General features: G+C 66.5%; 15 protein-coding genes. 8 read left to right on the top strand and 7 right to left on the bottom strand.

Annotated elements, in window-relative coordinates:
* Positions 1 to 5 precede the first annotated feature (5 nt).
* Together ATO6_RS06530 and ATO6_RS06520 are read right to left on the bottom strand one after the other, a co-directional pair.
* Complete coding sequence (locus ATO6_RS06530; RefSeq protein ID WP_176440846.1) at positions 6 to 1,571, bottom strand: CHAT domain-containing protein; 1,566 nt, start codon at positions 1,569 to 1,571, stop codon at positions 6 to 8.
* A gap of 486 nt (positions 1,572 to 2,057) precedes the next feature.
* Positions 2,058 to 2,753, bottom strand: coding sequence for a dienelactone hydrolase family protein (locus ATO6_RS06520; RefSeq protein ID WP_088623082.1), 696 nt, complete (start codon positions 2,751 to 2,753; stop codon positions 2,058 to 2,060).
* A 170-nt stretch (positions 2,754 to 2,923) separates the two neighbouring features.
* Here ATO6_RS06520 and ATO6_RS06515 point away from each other — a divergent pair, with 170 nt between their 5' ends.
* The 3 genes from ATO6_RS06515 (at position 2,924) to ATO6_RS06505 (ending at position 4,550) form a co-directional block, all read left to right on the top strand.
* Positions 2,924 to 3,400 carry an NUDIX hydrolase gene (locus tag ATO6_RS06515; protein WP_254919079.1) on the top strand — a complete coding sequence of 159 codons (477 nt, stop codon included), beginning with the start codon at positions 2,924 to 2,926 and terminating at the stop codon, positions 3,398 to 3,400.
* 63 nt (positions 3,401 to 3,463) lie between these two features.
* Positions 3,464 to 3,889, top strand: a complete 426-nt coding sequence (locus tag ATO6_RS06510; RefSeq protein WP_088623081.1) for a DUF1178 family protein — start codon at positions 3,464 to 3,466, stop codon at positions 3,887 to 3,889.
* Between the two features lie 16 nt (positions 3,890 to 3,905).
* Positions 3,906 to 4,550 (top strand): SDR family NAD(P)-dependent oxidoreductase, encoded by a 645-nt coding sequence (locus ATO6_RS06505; protein ID WP_088623080.1) that lies wholly within the window; start codon positions 3,906 to 3,908, stop codon positions 4,548 to 4,550.
* Between the two features lie 5 nt (positions 4,551 to 4,555).
* Here ATO6_RS06505 and ATO6_RS06500 read toward each other — a convergent pair whose 3' ends face one another.
* The gene (locus tag ATO6_RS06500; RefSeq protein ID WP_088623079.1) at positions 4,556 to 6,619 is read right to left on the bottom strand and encodes an ATP-binding protein; all 2,064 of its coding nucleotides are present in this window, start codon (positions 6,617 to 6,619) and stop codon (positions 4,556 to 4,558) included.
* Positions 6,620 to 6,903: 284 nt separating this feature from the next.
* Between ATO6_RS06500 and ATO6_RS06495 the strand changes: the two genes are divergently transcribed.
* Complete coding sequence (locus tag ATO6_RS06495) at positions 6,904 to 8,139, top strand: aspartate kinase (protein ID WP_088623078.1); 1,236 nt, start codon at positions 6,904 to 6,906, stop codon at positions 8,137 to 8,139.
* 203 nt (positions 8,140 to 8,342) lie between these two features.
* On the top strand, positions 8,343 to 10,586 hold the full coding sequence (gene ptsP, locus ATO6_RS06490) for a phosphoenolpyruvate--protein phosphotransferase (RefSeq protein ID WP_088623077.1): 2,244 nt from the start codon (positions 8,343 to 8,345) through the stop codon (positions 10,584 to 10,586).
* Positions 10,587 to 10,592: 6 nt separating this feature from the next.
* On the opposite strand, the gene ATO6_RS06485 is transcribed toward ptsP, so the two are convergent.
* Entirely contained in the window at positions 10,593 to 11,357 is a 765-nt protein-coding gene (locus tag ATO6_RS06485) for an EcsC family protein (protein ID WP_088623076.1), read from the bottom strand.
* Between the two features lie 48 nt (positions 11,358 to 11,405).
* Positions 11,406 to 11,891 carry a GNAT family N-acetyltransferase gene (locus ATO6_RS06480; protein ID WP_088623075.1) on the bottom strand — a complete coding sequence of 162 codons (486 nt, stop codon included), beginning with the start codon at positions 11,889 to 11,891 and terminating at the stop codon, positions 11,406 to 11,408.
* A gap of 75 nt (positions 11,892 to 11,966) precedes the next feature.
* On the opposite strand from ATO6_RS06480, the gene ATO6_RS06475 reads away from it, so the two are divergent.
* The 3 genes from ATO6_RS06475 (at position 11,967) to ATO6_RS06465 (ending at position 14,220) form a co-directional block, all read left to right on the top strand.
* On the top strand, positions 11,967 to 12,572 hold the full coding sequence (locus tag ATO6_RS06475; protein WP_088623074.1) for a flavin reductase family protein: 606 nt from the start codon (positions 11,967 to 11,969) through the stop codon (positions 12,570 to 12,572).
* Between the two features lie 60 nt (positions 12,573 to 12,632).
* Positions 12,633 to 13,505 (top strand): S-methyl-5'-thioadenosine phosphorylase, encoded by an 873-nt coding sequence (locus ATO6_RS06470; RefSeq protein WP_088623073.1) that lies wholly within the window; start codon positions 12,633 to 12,635, stop codon positions 13,503 to 13,505.
* A gap of 181 nt (positions 13,506 to 13,686) precedes the next feature.
* Positions 13,687 to 14,220, top strand: a complete 534-nt coding sequence (locus ATO6_RS06465) for an adenine phosphoribosyltransferase (RefSeq protein WP_088623072.1) — start codon at positions 13,687 to 13,689, stop codon at positions 14,218 to 14,220.
* Positions 14,221 to 14,370: 150 nt separating this feature from the next.
* On the opposite strand, the gene ATO6_RS06460 is transcribed toward ATO6_RS06465, so the two are convergent.
* The gene (locus ATO6_RS06460; RefSeq protein WP_088623071.1) at positions 14,371 to 15,789 is read right to left on the bottom strand and encodes an FAD-binding oxidoreductase; all 1,419 of its coding nucleotides are present in this window, start codon (positions 15,787 to 15,789) and stop codon (positions 14,371 to 14,373) included.
* A gap of 75 nt (positions 15,790 to 15,864) precedes the next feature.
* A complete protein-coding gene (locus ATO6_RS06455) occupies positions 15,865 to 16,698 on the bottom strand; it encodes an MBL fold metallo-hydrolase (RefSeq protein ID WP_088623070.1) in 834 nt (277 codons plus the stop codon).
* Positions 16,699 to 16,756 lie beyond the last annotated feature (58 nt).

Genomic DNA, 16,756 nt, shown 5'->3' with positions numbered 1-16,756 from the left:
GGTGCTCAGCCCGCGTCGCTGGCGCCTTCGCCGACCACCACGAAGGGCGCCCATATCCGGGGATGCGCGAAACGCGCCTCCGAGGTGTCGTCGAGGATCGCGAGCGTCGAGCGGCGCAGCGCCTCGGCCCGGTCGAGCGCATCTGCGCCCTGCATCCGGGAGAGCATGCCGGTGGTCAGGACACGGGCGGCGTAGTCGTCGACCGGCCAGTGCGACACGAGGATCGCGCGGGCGCCTGCGTAGATGAACGCGCGGGCGAGGCCCGACAGGCCCTCGGATCCCGGCGTGCCGTCGCTGCCCGCCGTGTCGCAGGCCGACAGGATCACGAGAGAGGCGGAGAGGTTCAGCTGTGCCGCCTCGGTCGCCGTCAGCAGCGCGTCGTCGACGGGCGAAGGCTGATCCGGCGGGGTAAAGACCAGCGCCGGTTCCTCGAGCCCCGGCAGGCCGTCGGCCAGCAGGCCGTGGGTCGCGAAGGCGAGGATGCGAGCGCGCGACAGGTCGGCTTCCTTCACGTTCCGCTCGGTCGCGGCAGATGCGAGGTAGAGCGCGCTGTCGTCGGCGCCCATGGTCCGGGCCAGCGCCCTGAGTTCGGATTCGGTGTTGGGCAGCGGCGACAGGTCGGCGACGCGGGTGACGTCCTCGTAGACGCCGCGCGTGACGACCTGCTGGGTGGTCCCCGTCTCGGCGGCGGCCATCAGGCTGTAGCCGAGCAGCGGGTTGCCGAAGCCGACGAAAGGCACATCCGCCCGGTCCACCGCCTCGGCCGCACCGGCGCGGCGCAGGGCCTTGAGCGCTGAGACGGACGGCAGCGTGGTCAGGGCGTGCCGCCGCAGCAGCCAGGCCGTGCTGCGCAGGGCGGCGGCGCTGTCGTCGGCCCCCTGCGGCGCCTCGGTGACGAGGATCGCGGGCGGCAGCGATGTGAGCGGGCCGTCGAGGACCATCATCACGTGCCGCGCGTCGCCGAACACATGTTCCAGCGGTGCGAAGAGGTCGGTGTAGATCTGGAACGACAGCGTCCGGTCGAAGGGCTGCACATCGCCCCGATCCTGTTGTTTCAGCGAGAGGCCGCCACGGTTGTTGGCCGTGACCGACAGCTGCGCGCGCAGGGCCTGCACGCGGGTGGTGATCTCGGACGACTGGATCTCGTGGCGATACCAGTCGGCCTTGGTCTTGGAGATCGCCCAGACGTAGAAGAAGCTTTCGTCGGTGAAGGTCATCACCAGCGCCTCGTCGTCACGCAGCAGCGCCTGAAGCGCCTCGCGCGACAGCGGACGAGGGTTGGTCAGTTCGCGGAAATCCGGGAATCGCGCGTCGAGGTCGCGGTCGAGCGCGGCAAGGCGGGATCGTGCCTCGGCGATGTTGGTGCGCAGGCGGGCGACCGTCTGTTCGCTGGCGGCCCCGGTTTCCAGCGCGGCACCGGCGAGGCGGTCGTTCAGCACGTCCAGCCGGTCCGCCGTGTCCTGACGTTCGCGCAGCAGCGCGGCAAGGTCGGAACTTCCGGCGGCGATCCGGGTCGCGGCCTGCGCCAGCGCCTTGCCGGCGGTGGAGCTCTGGCCGCTCTGGGCCGTCATGAAGACGCGGTCACGGATCGAGGCGCGCGTGTCCTGCGCCGCCCCGGGCAGGGCGCTTAGAGAAATGAGTAGGAGTGCTGAAATGACTTTCCACATGGCGCAAATCTGCCCTGCCCGGTGCCGTTATGGCAAGCGTTGCGGTCGCTCCGACACAGAGGCGGCGGCGGGCCTGCCCTGAAACGGGACAGGCGACACGCCAGCGTCAGGACCCTGCCCCTCGGACAGACCCGCCACCACCATTCCCTCACCCTGCTCGTCGGCGAGGGCCGGACCGGACAAGGCCAGGTAGGCCCCGAAGAGGAGAAGAAGGGCGGCTGCCAGGACGACAGCAGGGATGGTAACCCGTTTCATGACCTCACCTCCGGTCTGGTTTCGTCCCGGACGGTGGAGACAGGTAAGTCGCCCGGAACAGGTATGACCATGCACCGGGCGGCCTGCGTTTACCCGTGACAAATCCCGTCATGCGGAAGATGCCCGGATCGGGGGTCAGCCGAGGTGTTCCTCCAGCGTCGAGGTCAGCCAGCGCCAGCTGCGGTCGGCCGAGGTCTGGCGATAGCCCGCACCCGCCGGGTTGGTGAAGGCGTGCGGGGTGTGGCCGAAACCGAGTATTTCCCAGTCCTCGCAATGTTCGGTCAGTTCCTCGGCGATGGCGACGACCGCGTCGGGCTTGGCCAGCGTATCGTCCCAGCCGTGCAGCAGCACGACGGCGCATTTCATCTTCTCGGTCGGGAAGTTCGGCTTGTCGAAAATCCCGTGCAGCGGCATCGACACCCTGAAGTCGGCCCCCGTCCGCGCGAGGTCCAGCACCGCCTTGCCGCCGAGGCAATAGCCCATGGCCGCCGTCCGGGCCGCATCCACGCCGGGCAGTTTCTTCATCTCGTCCAGCGCGCAGACCATCCGGTCGGCCAGCATCTTGCGGTCGTCGTTGACGGTCTTCATCTGGACCGCCGCCTCTTCCCGGCTCTCGGTCCGGAACCCCCCGCCGTAATAGTCCATGGCGAAGGCGATATAGCCCAGTTCGGCCAGCCGCCGCGCCTGCTCAATTTCGAAGTCGCGCAGGCCCATGAAGGCCGGGGCGATCAGGACGGCGGGGCGGGTGCCGTCGATGGTGTCGGGTTCGGCCACGTAGCCCACGAATTCGGTGGTGCCGTCGGAATAGCTGTGCGTGCGGGTCTTGACCATGATGTCTCCTCCTCGGTCTGTCCTGCGCAAGCTAGCAGCAGTTGCGGGGCGGAACAGCCGCAATCACCAGCCGTGGGCCCGTCATCGCATTTTCATTATTTACGGGCCCGTTTTTCTGGTAATCTTTCCTCAACCCAAAAACACTATACCGAGGCCGAGCCGATCCCGCCGTGAACGCACTCAATCCCGTGGACCTGTCACTTACGAATTTCGCAGCGACTTCACCGGAACGGCGGCTTCAATTCGGCGCGCTCTGCTATCGGATCGTCAAGGACAAGCCTCAGATACTGCTGATCACCTCGCGCGGGACGCGCCGGTGGATCGTGCCCAAGGGCTGGCCGATGACGGGCCGCACCCCGGCCGAGGCCGCGCTGCGCGAAGCATTCGAGGAAGCCGGGGTCGTGGGACGCGTGATCGAGAAACCGGTCGGAACGTATGATTATGACAAGCTGCTGCCCGACGGTTCGGCGCTGCCCTGCACCGTGGTGCTGTTCCCGGTCCGGGTGTCCCGCCTGAAATCCGACTTCCCGGAAGAGGGCCAGCGCCGCCGCGACTGGCTGAGCCGCAAGAAGGCCGCGTCGCGGGTGATCGAGCCGCCACTTGCACAGATGATCCGCGACTTCGATCCCAAGCACTTCAAGCCTTGAGCATCTGCTTGAACTTGCCGGTTCCGTGAATATCTTCATGTAGATAGGTGCGGACCAGGCCAGATGATCCAGTTTTCGCTCAAATGCCCCAAAGATCACCGCTTCGACAGCTGGTTCCAGTCTGCCGAAGCCTTCGACAAGCTTGCCGCGGCCGGCCATGTCTCCTGCGCGGTCTGCGGGTCGGACGGGGTGGAAAAGGCGGTCATGGCCCCGCGCATCGCGAAATCGCGCGACGAGGCCGAGGCGCGGCCCCTGTCACAGCCCCGCACGGCCGCCGAACAGGCGCTGGCCGAGCTGCGCCGCCGGATCGAGGCCGAGACCGAGGATGTCGGCAGCGACTTCGCCCGCGAGGCCCGCGCGATCCACGAGGGCGAGAAGCCCAAGCGTGCCATCCGTGGCGAGGCCCGGCTGGACGAGGCCAAGAGCCTGATCGAGGACGGCGTGCCCGTCGCGCCCCTGCCCTTCATGACCGGGCGCAAATCGAACTGATACGGAAGGACCTGACATGCATGTCGTGATCACCGGCGCGAGCCGCGGGGTCGGCGCCGAACTGCGCCGGATTTACGAGGCCGCGGGGCACGAGGTGACGGGCACCTCGCGCAAGGGTGAGGACGGCCTGCATGCGGTCGAGATGACGGATGCAGCCTCCATCACCGCTTTCGGCAAGGCACTGGCCGGCAAACCGGTCGATCTGCTGGTCTGCAACGCGGGGATCCTGCCCGACCGGAACGAAACGCTCGACACCGGCTATCCGGCCGAGATGTGGGCCGAGGAACTGGCGGTGAACGTGACCGCGCCCTTCCTCTGCGTGCAGGCACTGCTGCCGAACCTGCGCGCCGCCACGGGCAAGATCGCAATCATCTCGTCACAGATGGGATCGTCTACGCTCGCCAAGGGCAATTCGCTGATCTACCGCGTCAGCAAGGCGGCCGCGCTGAACCTCGGGCTGAACCTGTCCACGTTGCTCAAGTCCGACGGCATCCCGGTTGGCATCTACCACCCCGGCTGGGTGCGCACCGACATGGGCGGGACATCGGCGGCGATCTCACCGCGGGAAAGCGCCGAGGGGCTAAGCACGCGATTCGCGGACCTGTCCCCCGGCACCACCGGCTGTTTCATGAACTGGGACGGTCGCCCCCACGCGATCTGACGGGATCAGGCCGCCTTGTTCTCGGGCGCGGCGAACACGGACCCTTCGCAGGTGCGCGGCATTTCAAAGCTGAACCGGCTGCCCCGGCCCAGCTTGCTGGCGACAGCGATGCGCCCGCCGTGGCTTTCCACGATCTGCGAGGCAATGGCGAGCCCCAGCCCGAACCCGCCATAGGCGCGGGTGTTCGACCCGTCCGCCTGCTGGAAGCGTTCGAAAATGCGGTCCTGATCGTCCGCCGCGATCCCGCAGCCGGTGTCCTGAACGGTAAAGCGGATCGTCTCGTCCATCACCTTGGCCGTGACCTTGACGCTGCCCTCGTCGGTGAACTTGATGGCATTCCCGATCAGGTTGTAGAGCACCTGCTTCAGCCGCTTGGGATCGGCGTGCAGCTGCGCCTCTTCGAAATGGGTGGTCAGCTGCAGGCCCTTGTCCTCGGCCTGCGCGCGCAGGTCCTCGACGATGTCGGCAAAGACTTCGGACACCAGCAGATCCTGCGGCTTGATCTTGGCCTTGCCGCGCTCGACCTCGGCCCAGTCCAGCAAGTCGTTCACGAGGCGCAGCATATGCGTCGAGGATCCGTCGATCTTTTCGCTGAACTGCGAGATGGCCTTGTCGTAATCCGCCGCCGCGGTCCTGACCGCTTGCGGATCCAGCGGTTCGGCGGCCAGCGCCTGTTCCAGCAGGGCGCGCTGCGGCACGAACATGGACTGCTGCAGAATCTGCGCGTAGCCGTTGATGACCGTCAGCGGGGTCCGCAACTCGTGAGTGACGTTCGACAGGAATTCAGTTTTCTGCAGGTTGGCCTCTTCGGCCAGCGCCTGTGCTGCCTTCTGTTCGGTGATGTCCGACAGGATCGAGGCCGAGAACCCGTCTTCGGTGCGGGCTTCGGACACCTTCTGCCAGCGCCCGTCCGCCTGAAGATACAGGAATTCCTGCCCGTCCTTGTGCGCGGCGAGGCGGGACTGCACCCAGCGTTCCTCGTCATAGCCGTCTTCGGTCGGCTGCGGCAGCTTGGAGGCGATGCGGATCAGCGTTTCATACCGCAGGCCGGCGCGCATTTCGGGGATCGCGGTTTCATAGAACCGCGCGAACTTGGAGTTCCAGACCGCCAGCTTGTCCCGCTCGTCATAGAGCACGAAGCCTTCGTCCAGCGCCTCGACCGCGTTCGACAGCAGCTTGTGCGCCCGCTCGCTCTGTTTCTGCAGGTTCCTGATCCAGATGATCGCGCCGATCACGAAGGTCGAGGCGACGGCGATCATCAGGATGATCGGCACCATGTTGGGCGAAAAACGGGTCCAGCCCGCCGACGGCACGGCGGAAATCGTCCAGTCCGCCGCGAACAGCGTCACGACATGCGACACCGGATCCCGGTCCAGCACGGTGGTGTCGCCGAACACCTTGCTGCCCCAGCGACCCAGCTCGGTATTGGCCAGCAGCGACAGGTCCAGCGGCCCGGTAAAGTTGGCCTCGCCCATCCCGCCCGAGAACAGGCCGTTTTCGTTGAAGACGATGGAAATCACGCCCCAGAACTTTTCCGTACCGGACGGCCCGGCCGGAATGAACACCGGATACCGCGCGACATATCCCCGCCCGCCCTGGACCAGCGAAATCGGGCCAGACAGAATCGGGGTATGCGACCGGTAGGCGTGGGCAATCGAGGCGAGCTGGTTCGGCACCTCGCGGTAATCCAGTCCCAGAACCTGCTCGTTGCCGATTGCCGGCGCGACATGGCTGACCTTGAGATCCGGGGCGATCGCGACCGAGACGATGTCGGGATGCCGGTCGACCAGCGCGGCGGCGCTGTCAGACAGCAGCTGATCGGGAATGACGTCGGATATCGTCGCGATCGTCGCCAGACGATCGGCGATCAGCTCCATCCCGAAGAGCTTTTCTTCGAGCACCTCCGCGATGTCTACGATGTCCCGCGCCACCAGATCACGCTCCCAGGTCGTGTACCGGGCGTTTTCCTGGCGAACGATCACGAACCCGAGGGCGATGATCGTGAGCGTGGCCATCAGGATATGCGCGAGATACGGCAATCTCGACAGGGCCAGCGCTTTTTTCTTCATTTTCTCGTCTCCAGTCTTTGAAGATCCGGGACCGCCCCATGCCGAAACACAAACAGAGGAAGAAAAAACCGGCCCCACACCCGCAGGTTGAGAATTTCAATCCTTTGCGGCGGAATTGTGGCCTGAGCGTGCGGAATTAAGAATTGATCTGCGGAATGTTTCCCGTCTGCAATCGGCTGCACAATTCCACATCGCCCGGCCGGCCCCTGCGTCACGCGCGACCTTGCGCGCGCGCCCGCCTGCGCGTAAACCGCCGCGCAACCTGACAGCCGGGACAGGATGGAATGCCCGTACTCGTAATGAAATTCGGCGGCACCTCGGTCGCCAACATCGACCGGATCCGCCGCGCCGCGAAACGCGTGGGCGTCGAGGTCGCCAAGGGTTATGACGTGATCGTCATCGTCTCGGCCATGGCCGGCAAGACCAACGAACTGGTCGGCTGGGTCAGCGAGATTTCCCCGCTCTACGACGCACGCGAATACGATGCGGTCGTGTCCTCGGGTGAAAACGTCACGGCCGGCCTGATGGCCCTCGTCCTTCAGGAAATGGACATTCCCGCACGGTCCTGGCAGGGCTGGCAGGTGCCGCTGAAAACCAACTCGGCGCACAGTTCGGCCCGGATCGAGGAGATCCCGACCGACAACATCAACGCCAAGTTCTCCGAGGGCATGAAGGTCGCCGTCGTCGCCGGGTTCCAGGGCCTCAGCCCCGAGGGCCGGATCACGACGCTGGGCCGGGGCGGGTCCGACACCACCGCCGTCGCTTTCGCTGCCGCCTTCGACGCCGAACGCTGCGACATCTACACCGATGTCGACGGGGTCTACACCACCGACCCCCGCATCGCATCGAAGGCCCGCAAGCTGGACCGCATCGCCTTCGAGGAGATGCTGGAACTCGCCTCGCTCGGCGCGAAAGTGCTGCAGACTCGGTCGGTCGAACTGGCGATGCGCTACAATGTGAAGCTGCGCGTTCTGTCGAGCTTCGAGGAAATGGACGATAACGCCGGCACACTGGTCTGTGCCGAGGAGGACATCATGGAATCCAAAGTGGTCAACGGCATCGCCTATTCCCGCGACGAAGCCAAGATGACGCTGATCTCGGTCGCCGACCGCCCCGGCATCGCCGCCGCGATCTTCGGCCCGCTGGCCGAGGCGGGCGTCAATGTCGACATGATCATCCAGAACATCGCCGAAGAGGGCCGGACGGACATGACGTTCTCGTGCCCCGTCGATCAGGTCATGCGCGCGGACAAGGCGCTGAGCGCGGCGAAGGCCGCCGGCTCCATCGACTACAGCGATCTGGTCGCGGACAAGGACGTCGCCAAGGTTTCGGCCGTCGGGATCGGGATGCGCTCGCAGTCGGGCGTTGCCGCGAAGATGTTCAAGACGCTCTCGGACGAAGGGATCAACATCAAGGTGATCGCGACCTCCGAGATCAAGATTTCCGTCCTGATCGACCGCAAGTACATGGAGCTGGCCGTTCAGGCCCTGCACGACGCGTTCGAACTGGAAAAGGCCTGATCGGTCTGCGCCGATCATGAACCGAATGCGGGGCCGAAGGCTGTCGGCCCCGTGCCCACGACATTTATTCGTTTCCATTTTGTGCACAGTATGGGCGTGCACGTAGAACAATTTCCACGATGCGGACGATCCTTAGCCGTTTCGCTTTCGCGTCTTGTATGGTCTATTCACCGACGGACTCGCCGCAAGGACCCGCATCTCCGATGACCGACGCCTTCAAGACCGACAGCCGCCAGATGCTGGGCCGCCTGCGCGAGGTCATGGCCGAGGAGGCGACGGGCCAGACACGTCTGGACCGCATCACACAGCTGATCGCATCCGAGATGCACACCGAGGTGTGTTCGATCTACCTGTTCCGCGACGCCGAGACGCTGGAGCTCTGCGCGACCGAGGGCCTGAAGGCCGAGGCGGTGCACCAGACCCGGATGAAGCTGGGCGAGGGCCTCGTCGGGCGGGTGGCTCGCACTGGCACCGTGATGAACACCGCCGACGCCCCGCGTGAGCACGGATTCCGCTACATGCCGGAGACGGGCGAGGAGATTTACTCCTCGTTCGCGGGCATCCCGGTGCAGCGCCTTGGCGAGAAACTGGGCGTGCTGGTCGTCCAGTCCAAGACCGCGCGGCAGTATTCCGAAGACGAGATCTACGCGCTCGAAGTCGTCGCGATGGTGCTCGCCGAAATGACCGAGCTGGGCGCCTTCATAGGCGAGGGCGCGGCGCTGTCGGCGCGGCACAAGAACCCCGTCGGGTTCCGCGGCCTGTCGGCACAGGAAGGCACCGCCGAGGGCCACGTCTGGCTGCACGAACCGCGCGTCGTCATCACCAACCCGATCGCCGACGATCCGCAGCGCGAAACCGAACGTCTGCGCGAGGCGGTGGAGAGCCTGCGAGTCTCGGTCGACCAGATGCTGCAAAGCGTCCAGCAGGGCGATGCCGAACAGCGCGAGATCCTCGAAGCCTACCGCATGTTCGCCAATTCCCGCGGCTGGATGAAGCGGATGGAGGAGGACGTGGGCCGCGGCCTGTCCGCCGAGGCGGCCGTGGAAAAGGAACAGTCCACCGCCCGCGCCCGGATGGGCATGGCGACCGACGCCTACCTGCGCGACCGCCTGCATGACCTCGACGACCTGTCGAACCGGCTGCTGCGCATCCTGACGGGTCAGGGCAAGGAAACCGGGGCGGAACTGCCCGCCGATCCGATCCTCGTCGCACGAAACATCGGTCCGGCTGAGCTGCTGGACTACGGCCGCTCGCTGCGCGGGATCGTGCTGGAGGAAGGCTCTGTCGGGTCGCATGCCGCCATCGTCGCGCGGTCGCTGGCGATTCCGCTGGTGATCCATGCCGAACGGATCACGACCGAGGCGCTGAACGGCGACCACATCATCGTGGACGGCGACAACGGCGTCGCGCATCTGCGGCCCGAGGATACGGTCCTGGCCGCCTTCCGCGACAAGATCGCGATGAAGGAAGAGGCGCAGGAACGCTACGCCTCGATCCGCGACAAGCCGGCGGTCACGCTCTGCGGCAAGACCATCGCGCTGACGATGAACGCGGGGCTGATGGCGGACCTGCCCTCGCTGCAGGGCTCGGGGGCCGAGGGCGTGGGCCTGTTCCGGACCGAGCTGCAGTTCCTGATCCGCAACAAGATGCCCACCCGGACCGAGCTGGCCGCGCTCTATTCCCGCGTGCTTGATTCCGCGCATGGCAAGCGCGTCGTGTTCCGCACGCTGGACATCGGCTCGGACAAGGTCCTGAGCTACATGAAACCCACGGACGAACCGAACCCCGCGCTCGGCTGGCGGGCGATCCGCGTCGGCCTCGACAAGCCGGGCGTCATGCGGATGCAGCTGCAGGCGCTGATCCGGGCGGCGGCGGGGCGTCCGCTGACGGTGATGTTCCCCTTCGTCGCGCAATACGAGGAATACAAGGCCGCCCGCGCCGAGGTGGACAAGGCGATGGATCGGGAACGCATCCTCGGCCACCCCCTGCCCGCGACGCTGGAAGTCGGCGCGATGCTCGAGACGCCGTCGCTGGCGTTTGCCCCCGACAAGTTCTTTCGCGACGTGGATTTCCTGTCGATCGGCGGCAACGACCTCAAGCAGTTCTTCTTTGCCGCCGACCGCGAGAACGAGCGGGTCCGTCGGCGCTACGACACCCTGAACGTGTCGTTCCTGACCTTCCTCGAAGGCATCGTGAAACGCTGCGAGGCGACCGGCACGCCACTGTCGTTCTGCGGCGAAGATGCGGGCCGCCCGATCGAGGCGATCTGCCTGACCGCCATGGGCCTCAAGGCACTGTCGATGCGCCCGGCCTCCATCGGTCCGGTGAAATCGCTGCTGATGCGCACCGACCTCGACGCCCTGCGCGGCGTGATCGAGACCGCGCGGAACGAGGGCAACCAGTCGGTGCGCCCGGCGGTGATGGAGTGGCTGAAGACCCAGCCCTGAGACAGGTCAGGCCGTCTTGAGCGGGCGCCTTTCGACCCTTTCCCGCAGACCGAGCACAAGCTGTTCGTGCGGCACGTCGGCCTCGATCGCCAGCCGGCGCAGGCCGAAATGCACATGCGCCATCTCGTAGTAATAGCTGGTGTAGGCGTAGTTGGTCGCCGCCCCGGCGACGGCGCCCAGAACAGGCACCGTCTGTGCGGCCAGCTTCTGGCCCAGCACGGTGGCAAGGCGCGGCGCGACCTTGGTGATCAGCGAATTGACCGTCGCGCCCCGCAGTGCAACGCGGGTCGTCAGGAACGCCAGGTCGGCCCCCTCGCCCGACCCGAGCGGCCCGGCCGAGGCGAAAACGCGGATGCTGTCGAACTGCACGTTTTCTTCCGCCGGGTCGAACCCATGCTCCGCCGCGACGCCCTGGATCGTGCGCAGCAGGACCGTCGTCGTCACCGGCAGCTCCGCCAGCGCCGAGGGCAGGCCACCGAACCCGCCCGCCGCGCCCATGGCGGTCGTGACGGCGATGTTCAGCCATTCCGGCTGGTCGTTCACCACCCCGCGCGATCCCTGCGCGGCGCGGATCGCCACGGCCAGCGCGGCCTCGGTCGCGCCGTCCAGCCGTCCGCGCACCTCCTTGGGCAGCTTGTCGATCAGATTCTCGGCAGACCCGCCGATCAGGTTCAGCACCTGCATCCCCACCCCGCCCGCGCGGCGATAGCGTTTGGCCAGCAGGTCCAGTTCGGCCAGCGTTTCAGCGTTCAGGTCGATGGTTTCAGGCATCCGCGATCCTCTCGTCTGTCTGAAAAGATCGTGTCCCGCGCGCGCAAATCAATAGGCGCGCGTCACCTGCCCGCGCACGCCCTTCCACGCGCCGGGCTGCAGTTCATACCCCAGAACGCGGTCGGGGTTGGTCGGCGGGGGCATCCGCACGCCCTCCAGCTTGGTGAACCCGAAACGCGAATAATAGGGCGCGTCCCCGACCAGCATGACCCGGTCCCAGCCCCGTGCGGCGCCCAGTTGCAGCGACTCGCGGATCAGCCGGGCGGCCAGCCCTTCGCCCTGCCGGGTCGGGTGAACCGCCACCGGGCCGAGCAGCAGCGCGATCTTGCCGCCGACGCGGACCGGCCAGTACCGGATGGCGCCCGCCAGAATGCCATGCTCATCGCGCGCGACGCGGCTCAGCTCCGCCACCTGCGGCACGCCATCGCGCAGCCGGTAGGAGGACAGGGCGGTGCGGCCGGGCGCGAAGCAGAGGTCATACAGAGCCTCGACCTCCCACCAGTCCTCGGGGGCTTCCTGTGCGATCTCGTACAAGGTCTGTTCCACGTTTCGGTGGAAACGCCCGTAACATGCCGGTAATGCGGGATCAAACCATCAGGGAGCCCATCCGTGTTCTACGAACCCAAAGACGGCCACGGCCTGCCGCACAATCCGTTCAACGCAATCGTCACGCCGCGCCCGATCGGCTGGATCTCGACCCGCGACAGCGAGGGCCGCGACAACCTCGCCCCCTACTCCTTCTTCAACGCCGTCGCCTATGTGCCGCCGCAGGTGATGTTCGCCTCGACCTCGGCCAAGGACGACCGCGGCGACACCAAGGACAGCGTCGCGGTGATCCGCGAAACCGGGGTGTTCTGCGTGAACATCGTCAGCGAGGCGCTGAAGGACGTGATGAACACCTCTTCGGCCAGCTTCCCGGCCGGTGTGGACGAATTCGAGAAGGCGGGCCTGCAGAAAGGTCAGGCGACCACCGTCGACTGCCCCTTCGTCGCCGCCGCGCCCGCCGTGCTGGAATGCCGGATGACCCAGATCGTCAAGATCGAGGGCAAGCACAACTTCGTCGTCTTCGGCGAGGTGACGGGCGTGCACATGAAGGACGACTGCATCGTCGATGGCCGCTTCGACGTGACCACCTTCAACCCGCTTTCGCGCCTCGGCTACCGCGATTATGCCGTCGTTCGCGACGTCTTCGAGCTCGCGCGTCCCGACGACTGACGCCCGGCTTGCGTTCCTGCGCCTGCCGGGGTCTGTTCGGGCAGGCAGCAGGAGGCGGCAATGGACGCACATATCGGGATCATCGGCGGATCGGGTCTCTACGAGATCGACGGGCTCAAGGACGCCACGTGGCGCCACGTCGACACCCCGTGGGGCGCGCCGTCGGACGAGATCCTGACCGGCACGCTCGACGGCGTGACCCTGTCGTTCCTGCCCCGCCACGGACGCGGCCACGTGCATTCCCCGACCGAGGTGCCCTATCGCGCCAATATCGACGCGCTGAAACGGATCGGCGTGACGGATGTCGTGTCCGTCTCGGCCTGCGGGTCGTTCCGGGAGGAGATGGCGCCGGGCGATTTCGTGATCGTCGACCAGTTCATCGACCGGACCGTGAACCGCGACAAAAGCTTCTACGGCACCGGCTGCGTCGTCCACGTCTCGATGGCCCATCCGACCTGCGCGCGCCTCGCCGCGTTGTGCCGGGATGCCGCGCGGGCCGAGGGCGTGACCGTTCACGACGGCGGCACGTACCTCGCGATGGAGGGGCCGCAGTTCTCGACCCTCGCCGAAAGCCGGATGTATCGCGAACAGTGGGGCGCCCATGTGATCGGCATGACCAACATGCCCGAGGCCAAGCTCGCCCGCGAGGCCGAGCTCTGCTACGCCTCGGTCGCCATGGTGACGGACTACGACTGCTGGCACCCGGACCACGACGCGGTGGACGTGGCGCAGGTCATCGCGACCTTGACCGGCAACGCGGCCAAGGCCCGTGGCATGGTCGCCCGCCTGCCCGCCCTTGCAGGCACCGCGCGCGCGGTCTGCCCCTGCGGCTGCGACCGTGCGCTGGAGATGGCGTTCATCACGGCGCCCGAGAAACGCGACCCGGCCGTTCTGGCCCGGCTCGATGCGGTCGCGGGGCGTGTGTTGGGGTAAGCGTCCATCGGCGGATGATCCGGGCCCTTGCCTTTGCGCCGTCGTCCGCCGGGACACCTGCCATTCTGTCGATTGGACAGAACCGGTTGCACGGTCCATGGCGCGCCCTAATTCTGAACCGGGTGGGCGTTTCCGCGTTGCTCACGATGACAGCGACCATAGCCCCGAGGAAAGCCACCTGATGTTCAGCGACGTCCGCACCTACATCCGCACGATTCCCGATTTCCCGCACGAAGGGATCATGTTCCGTGACGTGACCACCCTGTTCGGCGATCCGCGCGGATTCCGGTTGTCGATCGACGGGCTGATCCATGCGTTCAAGGACAAGACGATCGACAAGGTGGCGGGGCTGGAGGCGCGCGGCTTCATCCTTGGCGGGGCGGTCGCGCATCAGCTGGGCGTCGGTTTCGTCCCGCTGCGCAAGGCGGGCAAGCTGCCGGGTCTGACCATTGGCGAGCGCTATGCGCTGGAATACGGCGAGGCAACGCTCGAGGTGCACGAGGACGCCGTTCTGCCGGGCGAGAAGGTGCTGATCGTGGACGATCTCATCGCCACGGGCGGGACCGCCGTCGCGGCCATCCGGCTGATCGAACGCCTTGGCGGAAACATCGTCGGCTGTGGCTTCGTCGTCGACCTGCCGGATGTCGGCGGGATGAAGAAGCTGACCAAGATGGGCATCAACGCCAAGGCGCTGTGCTCGTTCGAGGGTCTGTGACAGGCTCGGCCGGCTCGGCGACAACGGAAAATTAACCGGAATCCCGCTACCCGGATAAAGCCAGTCGGGACTTGGCGCTTGCTTGCCGGGGATGTTGCACCCCGCCCCGCTCCTTCCCCAAAGGGGCGGGGCAAACCCCGCCCGGCCCTGTCAGGCCTCGGGCAATACCGCGCCCGGATTCATGATGCCGTTCGGATCGAACAGCGCCTTGATGCCGCGCATCAGGTCCAGCCGCGTCGGGTCGGCGAATTTCTTCATCTCGTCCGTCTTCAGCCGCCCGACACCATGCTCGGCGCTGAAGGACCCGCCCATCTTCACCACCAGTTCGTGGACGACGGCATAGATCTCCTTGCTGCGCGGCATGTAGGCGTCCCGCGTCTCGCCCTCGGGCGGGAACAGGTTGTAGTGCAGGTTGCCGTCGCCCATGTGGCCGAAACAGTTGATCCGGAAGGGCCCGAGGCCGGACACGAGCTGGTCCGCGCGCCGCAGGAACTCCGGTATTTCGGACAGCGGCAGCGACACGTCATGCGAACAGATGCCGCCGACCGCGCGGCTGGCCAGCGGCATGTATTCCCGGATGTCCCAGAATGCCTGCCGCTGCGCCTCGGACTGCGCGATCACGCCGTCGCTGACCAATCCGGCCTCCGCCGCCTCGGCAAAGAGGTTTTCCAGCGCCTCCTGCGGATCGTTGCCACGGGCCAGACCCACGTCGATCAGCACCATCCACGGCGGCGCGGGGTAGAACGGCAGTTGCATCTCGGGGAACGAGGCGCGCATGAAGTCGAAACTCATGCCCTTGATCAGCTCGAACGCCGACACCCCCTCGCCCAGCTGGGACTTGGCCATCGACAAGAGCTTGACCGCCGCATCCGGGCTCTCGACGACCATGTAGGCCGTGCCCTCCTCGGGCGGGATCGGCACCAGTTTCAGCGTCGCGGCGGTGATGACCGCCAGCGTGCCCTCGGACCCGATCAGCAGGTTGCGCAGGTCGTATCCGGTGTTGTCCTTGCGCAGCCGCGACAGCCCGTTGATGACACGCCCGTCCGGCAGCACCGCCTCGATCCCGAGGCACAGGTCGCGCGCATTGCCATAGCGCACCACGTTCACGCCGCCCGCATTGGTGCCGAGGTTGCCGCCGATCCGGGCCGAACCCTTGGCCGCCAGCGACAGCGGATACATCCGGTCGTGTTTCCGGGCCTCCTCGTGGACATCCTGCATGATGACGCCGGCCTCGACGATCATCACGTTCTCCTCGGGATAGACCGCGCGCACCCGGTTCATGCGCTCCATCGACAGGATCAGCGGCGCGGGCCCCGGTCCGGGGATCTGCGCGCCGACCAGCCCGGTGCCGCCGCCATAAGGCACGACCCGCACGCGCGCCTCGTTCGCCGCCATCAGGATCTGGCGCACCTCCTCCACGTTCTCGGGCGCAAGGACGAGGCCCACGGGCGAGGTCCAGCGCCCGCGCGGCTCCTCGAAATAGCGCGGCTCGGGCTCCTTGAACGCCTTGGGAGAGATCTTGCCCTCCAGCCGGGCGGCGAATGCGGCATCTGCGGGTGCGTATGTCATGGCGCGACGATAGCACCGGACCCCGCCCGGTAAAGCGGCATTCGCGCCGCACCAAGGATGCGAATTGCGACCCGGCTACTCGGTGTCGCGCAGCGGATTCGGACGCAGGACCATCACCGTCGGACGCTGCGGCAGATCGCGCAGAGAGACGGTCAGTTCGTTGCCGCCGACATATTCGACCTCGAACACGTCCGACACGCCGTCCAAAAACCACCGCAGCGAGGTGTCCGAGAACCAGTGCATCGGCAGCACGATCGAGGACTTCAGCCGCTCCACCACGCGGATCATGCTGGGCAGGTCCAACGTCATGCCGCCGTCGACCGGCGCCATCAGCACGTCGACCCGGCCGAGCGCGGCATACTGCTCCTCGTTCGGCTCGTGATGCAGGTGGCCGAGGTGGCCGATGCACAGACCCTCGATCTCGAAGATGAAGATCGAGTTGCCGTTCTCCTCGACCCCGCCCATCGACCGGATGTCGGTCGAGATGTTCCGCACCAGCATCTCGCCCAGATCGAGGTGATGATCCGCCGCCTCGCCATAGGTCTCGGACCAGCCGCGCAGGACGTTGGGGATCGCCGGGTCCGGCGCGCCGGTCCAGTGGCTGGAATGGGCGTGGTTCATCGTCACCACGTCGGGCAGGAAATCCGCGCTGCCGATCCAGCCGTTGTAATCCGTCACGGCGGACAGCCCGCCGGGGGTCTGGATCAGGAACATCGAATGCGACAGGTAGGTGATCCGGGCCGAGAAATCGGGGACCGGATCGCGGAAACTGGCCTTGTGGATATAGGTGACGCCGGGGGTCGCATCGGCGATGGCGATGCAATGGCTCAGCCGCCGCCCCTCGTCCTGCGCGGCGGCAGGCAGGGCAAGGGCGAAAGACGTGGCAAGGGCGGCAAGGGCACGGTGCATGTAGGGACCTCCTGTCGTCAACCTAGCGGCAGGATCCCCGCGCCTGACCTCACGATTG

Source organism: Oceanicola sp. 22II-s10i (genome assembly GCF_002210105.1).
In the GTDB taxonomy this organism is placed as follows: domain Bacteria; phylum Pseudomonadota; class Alphaproteobacteria; order Rhodobacterales; family Rhodobacteraceae; genus Pseudooceanicola.
Note: the sequence above shows the minus strand (reverse complement) of the source record. Positions and strands in the feature narration are given on the sequence as shown.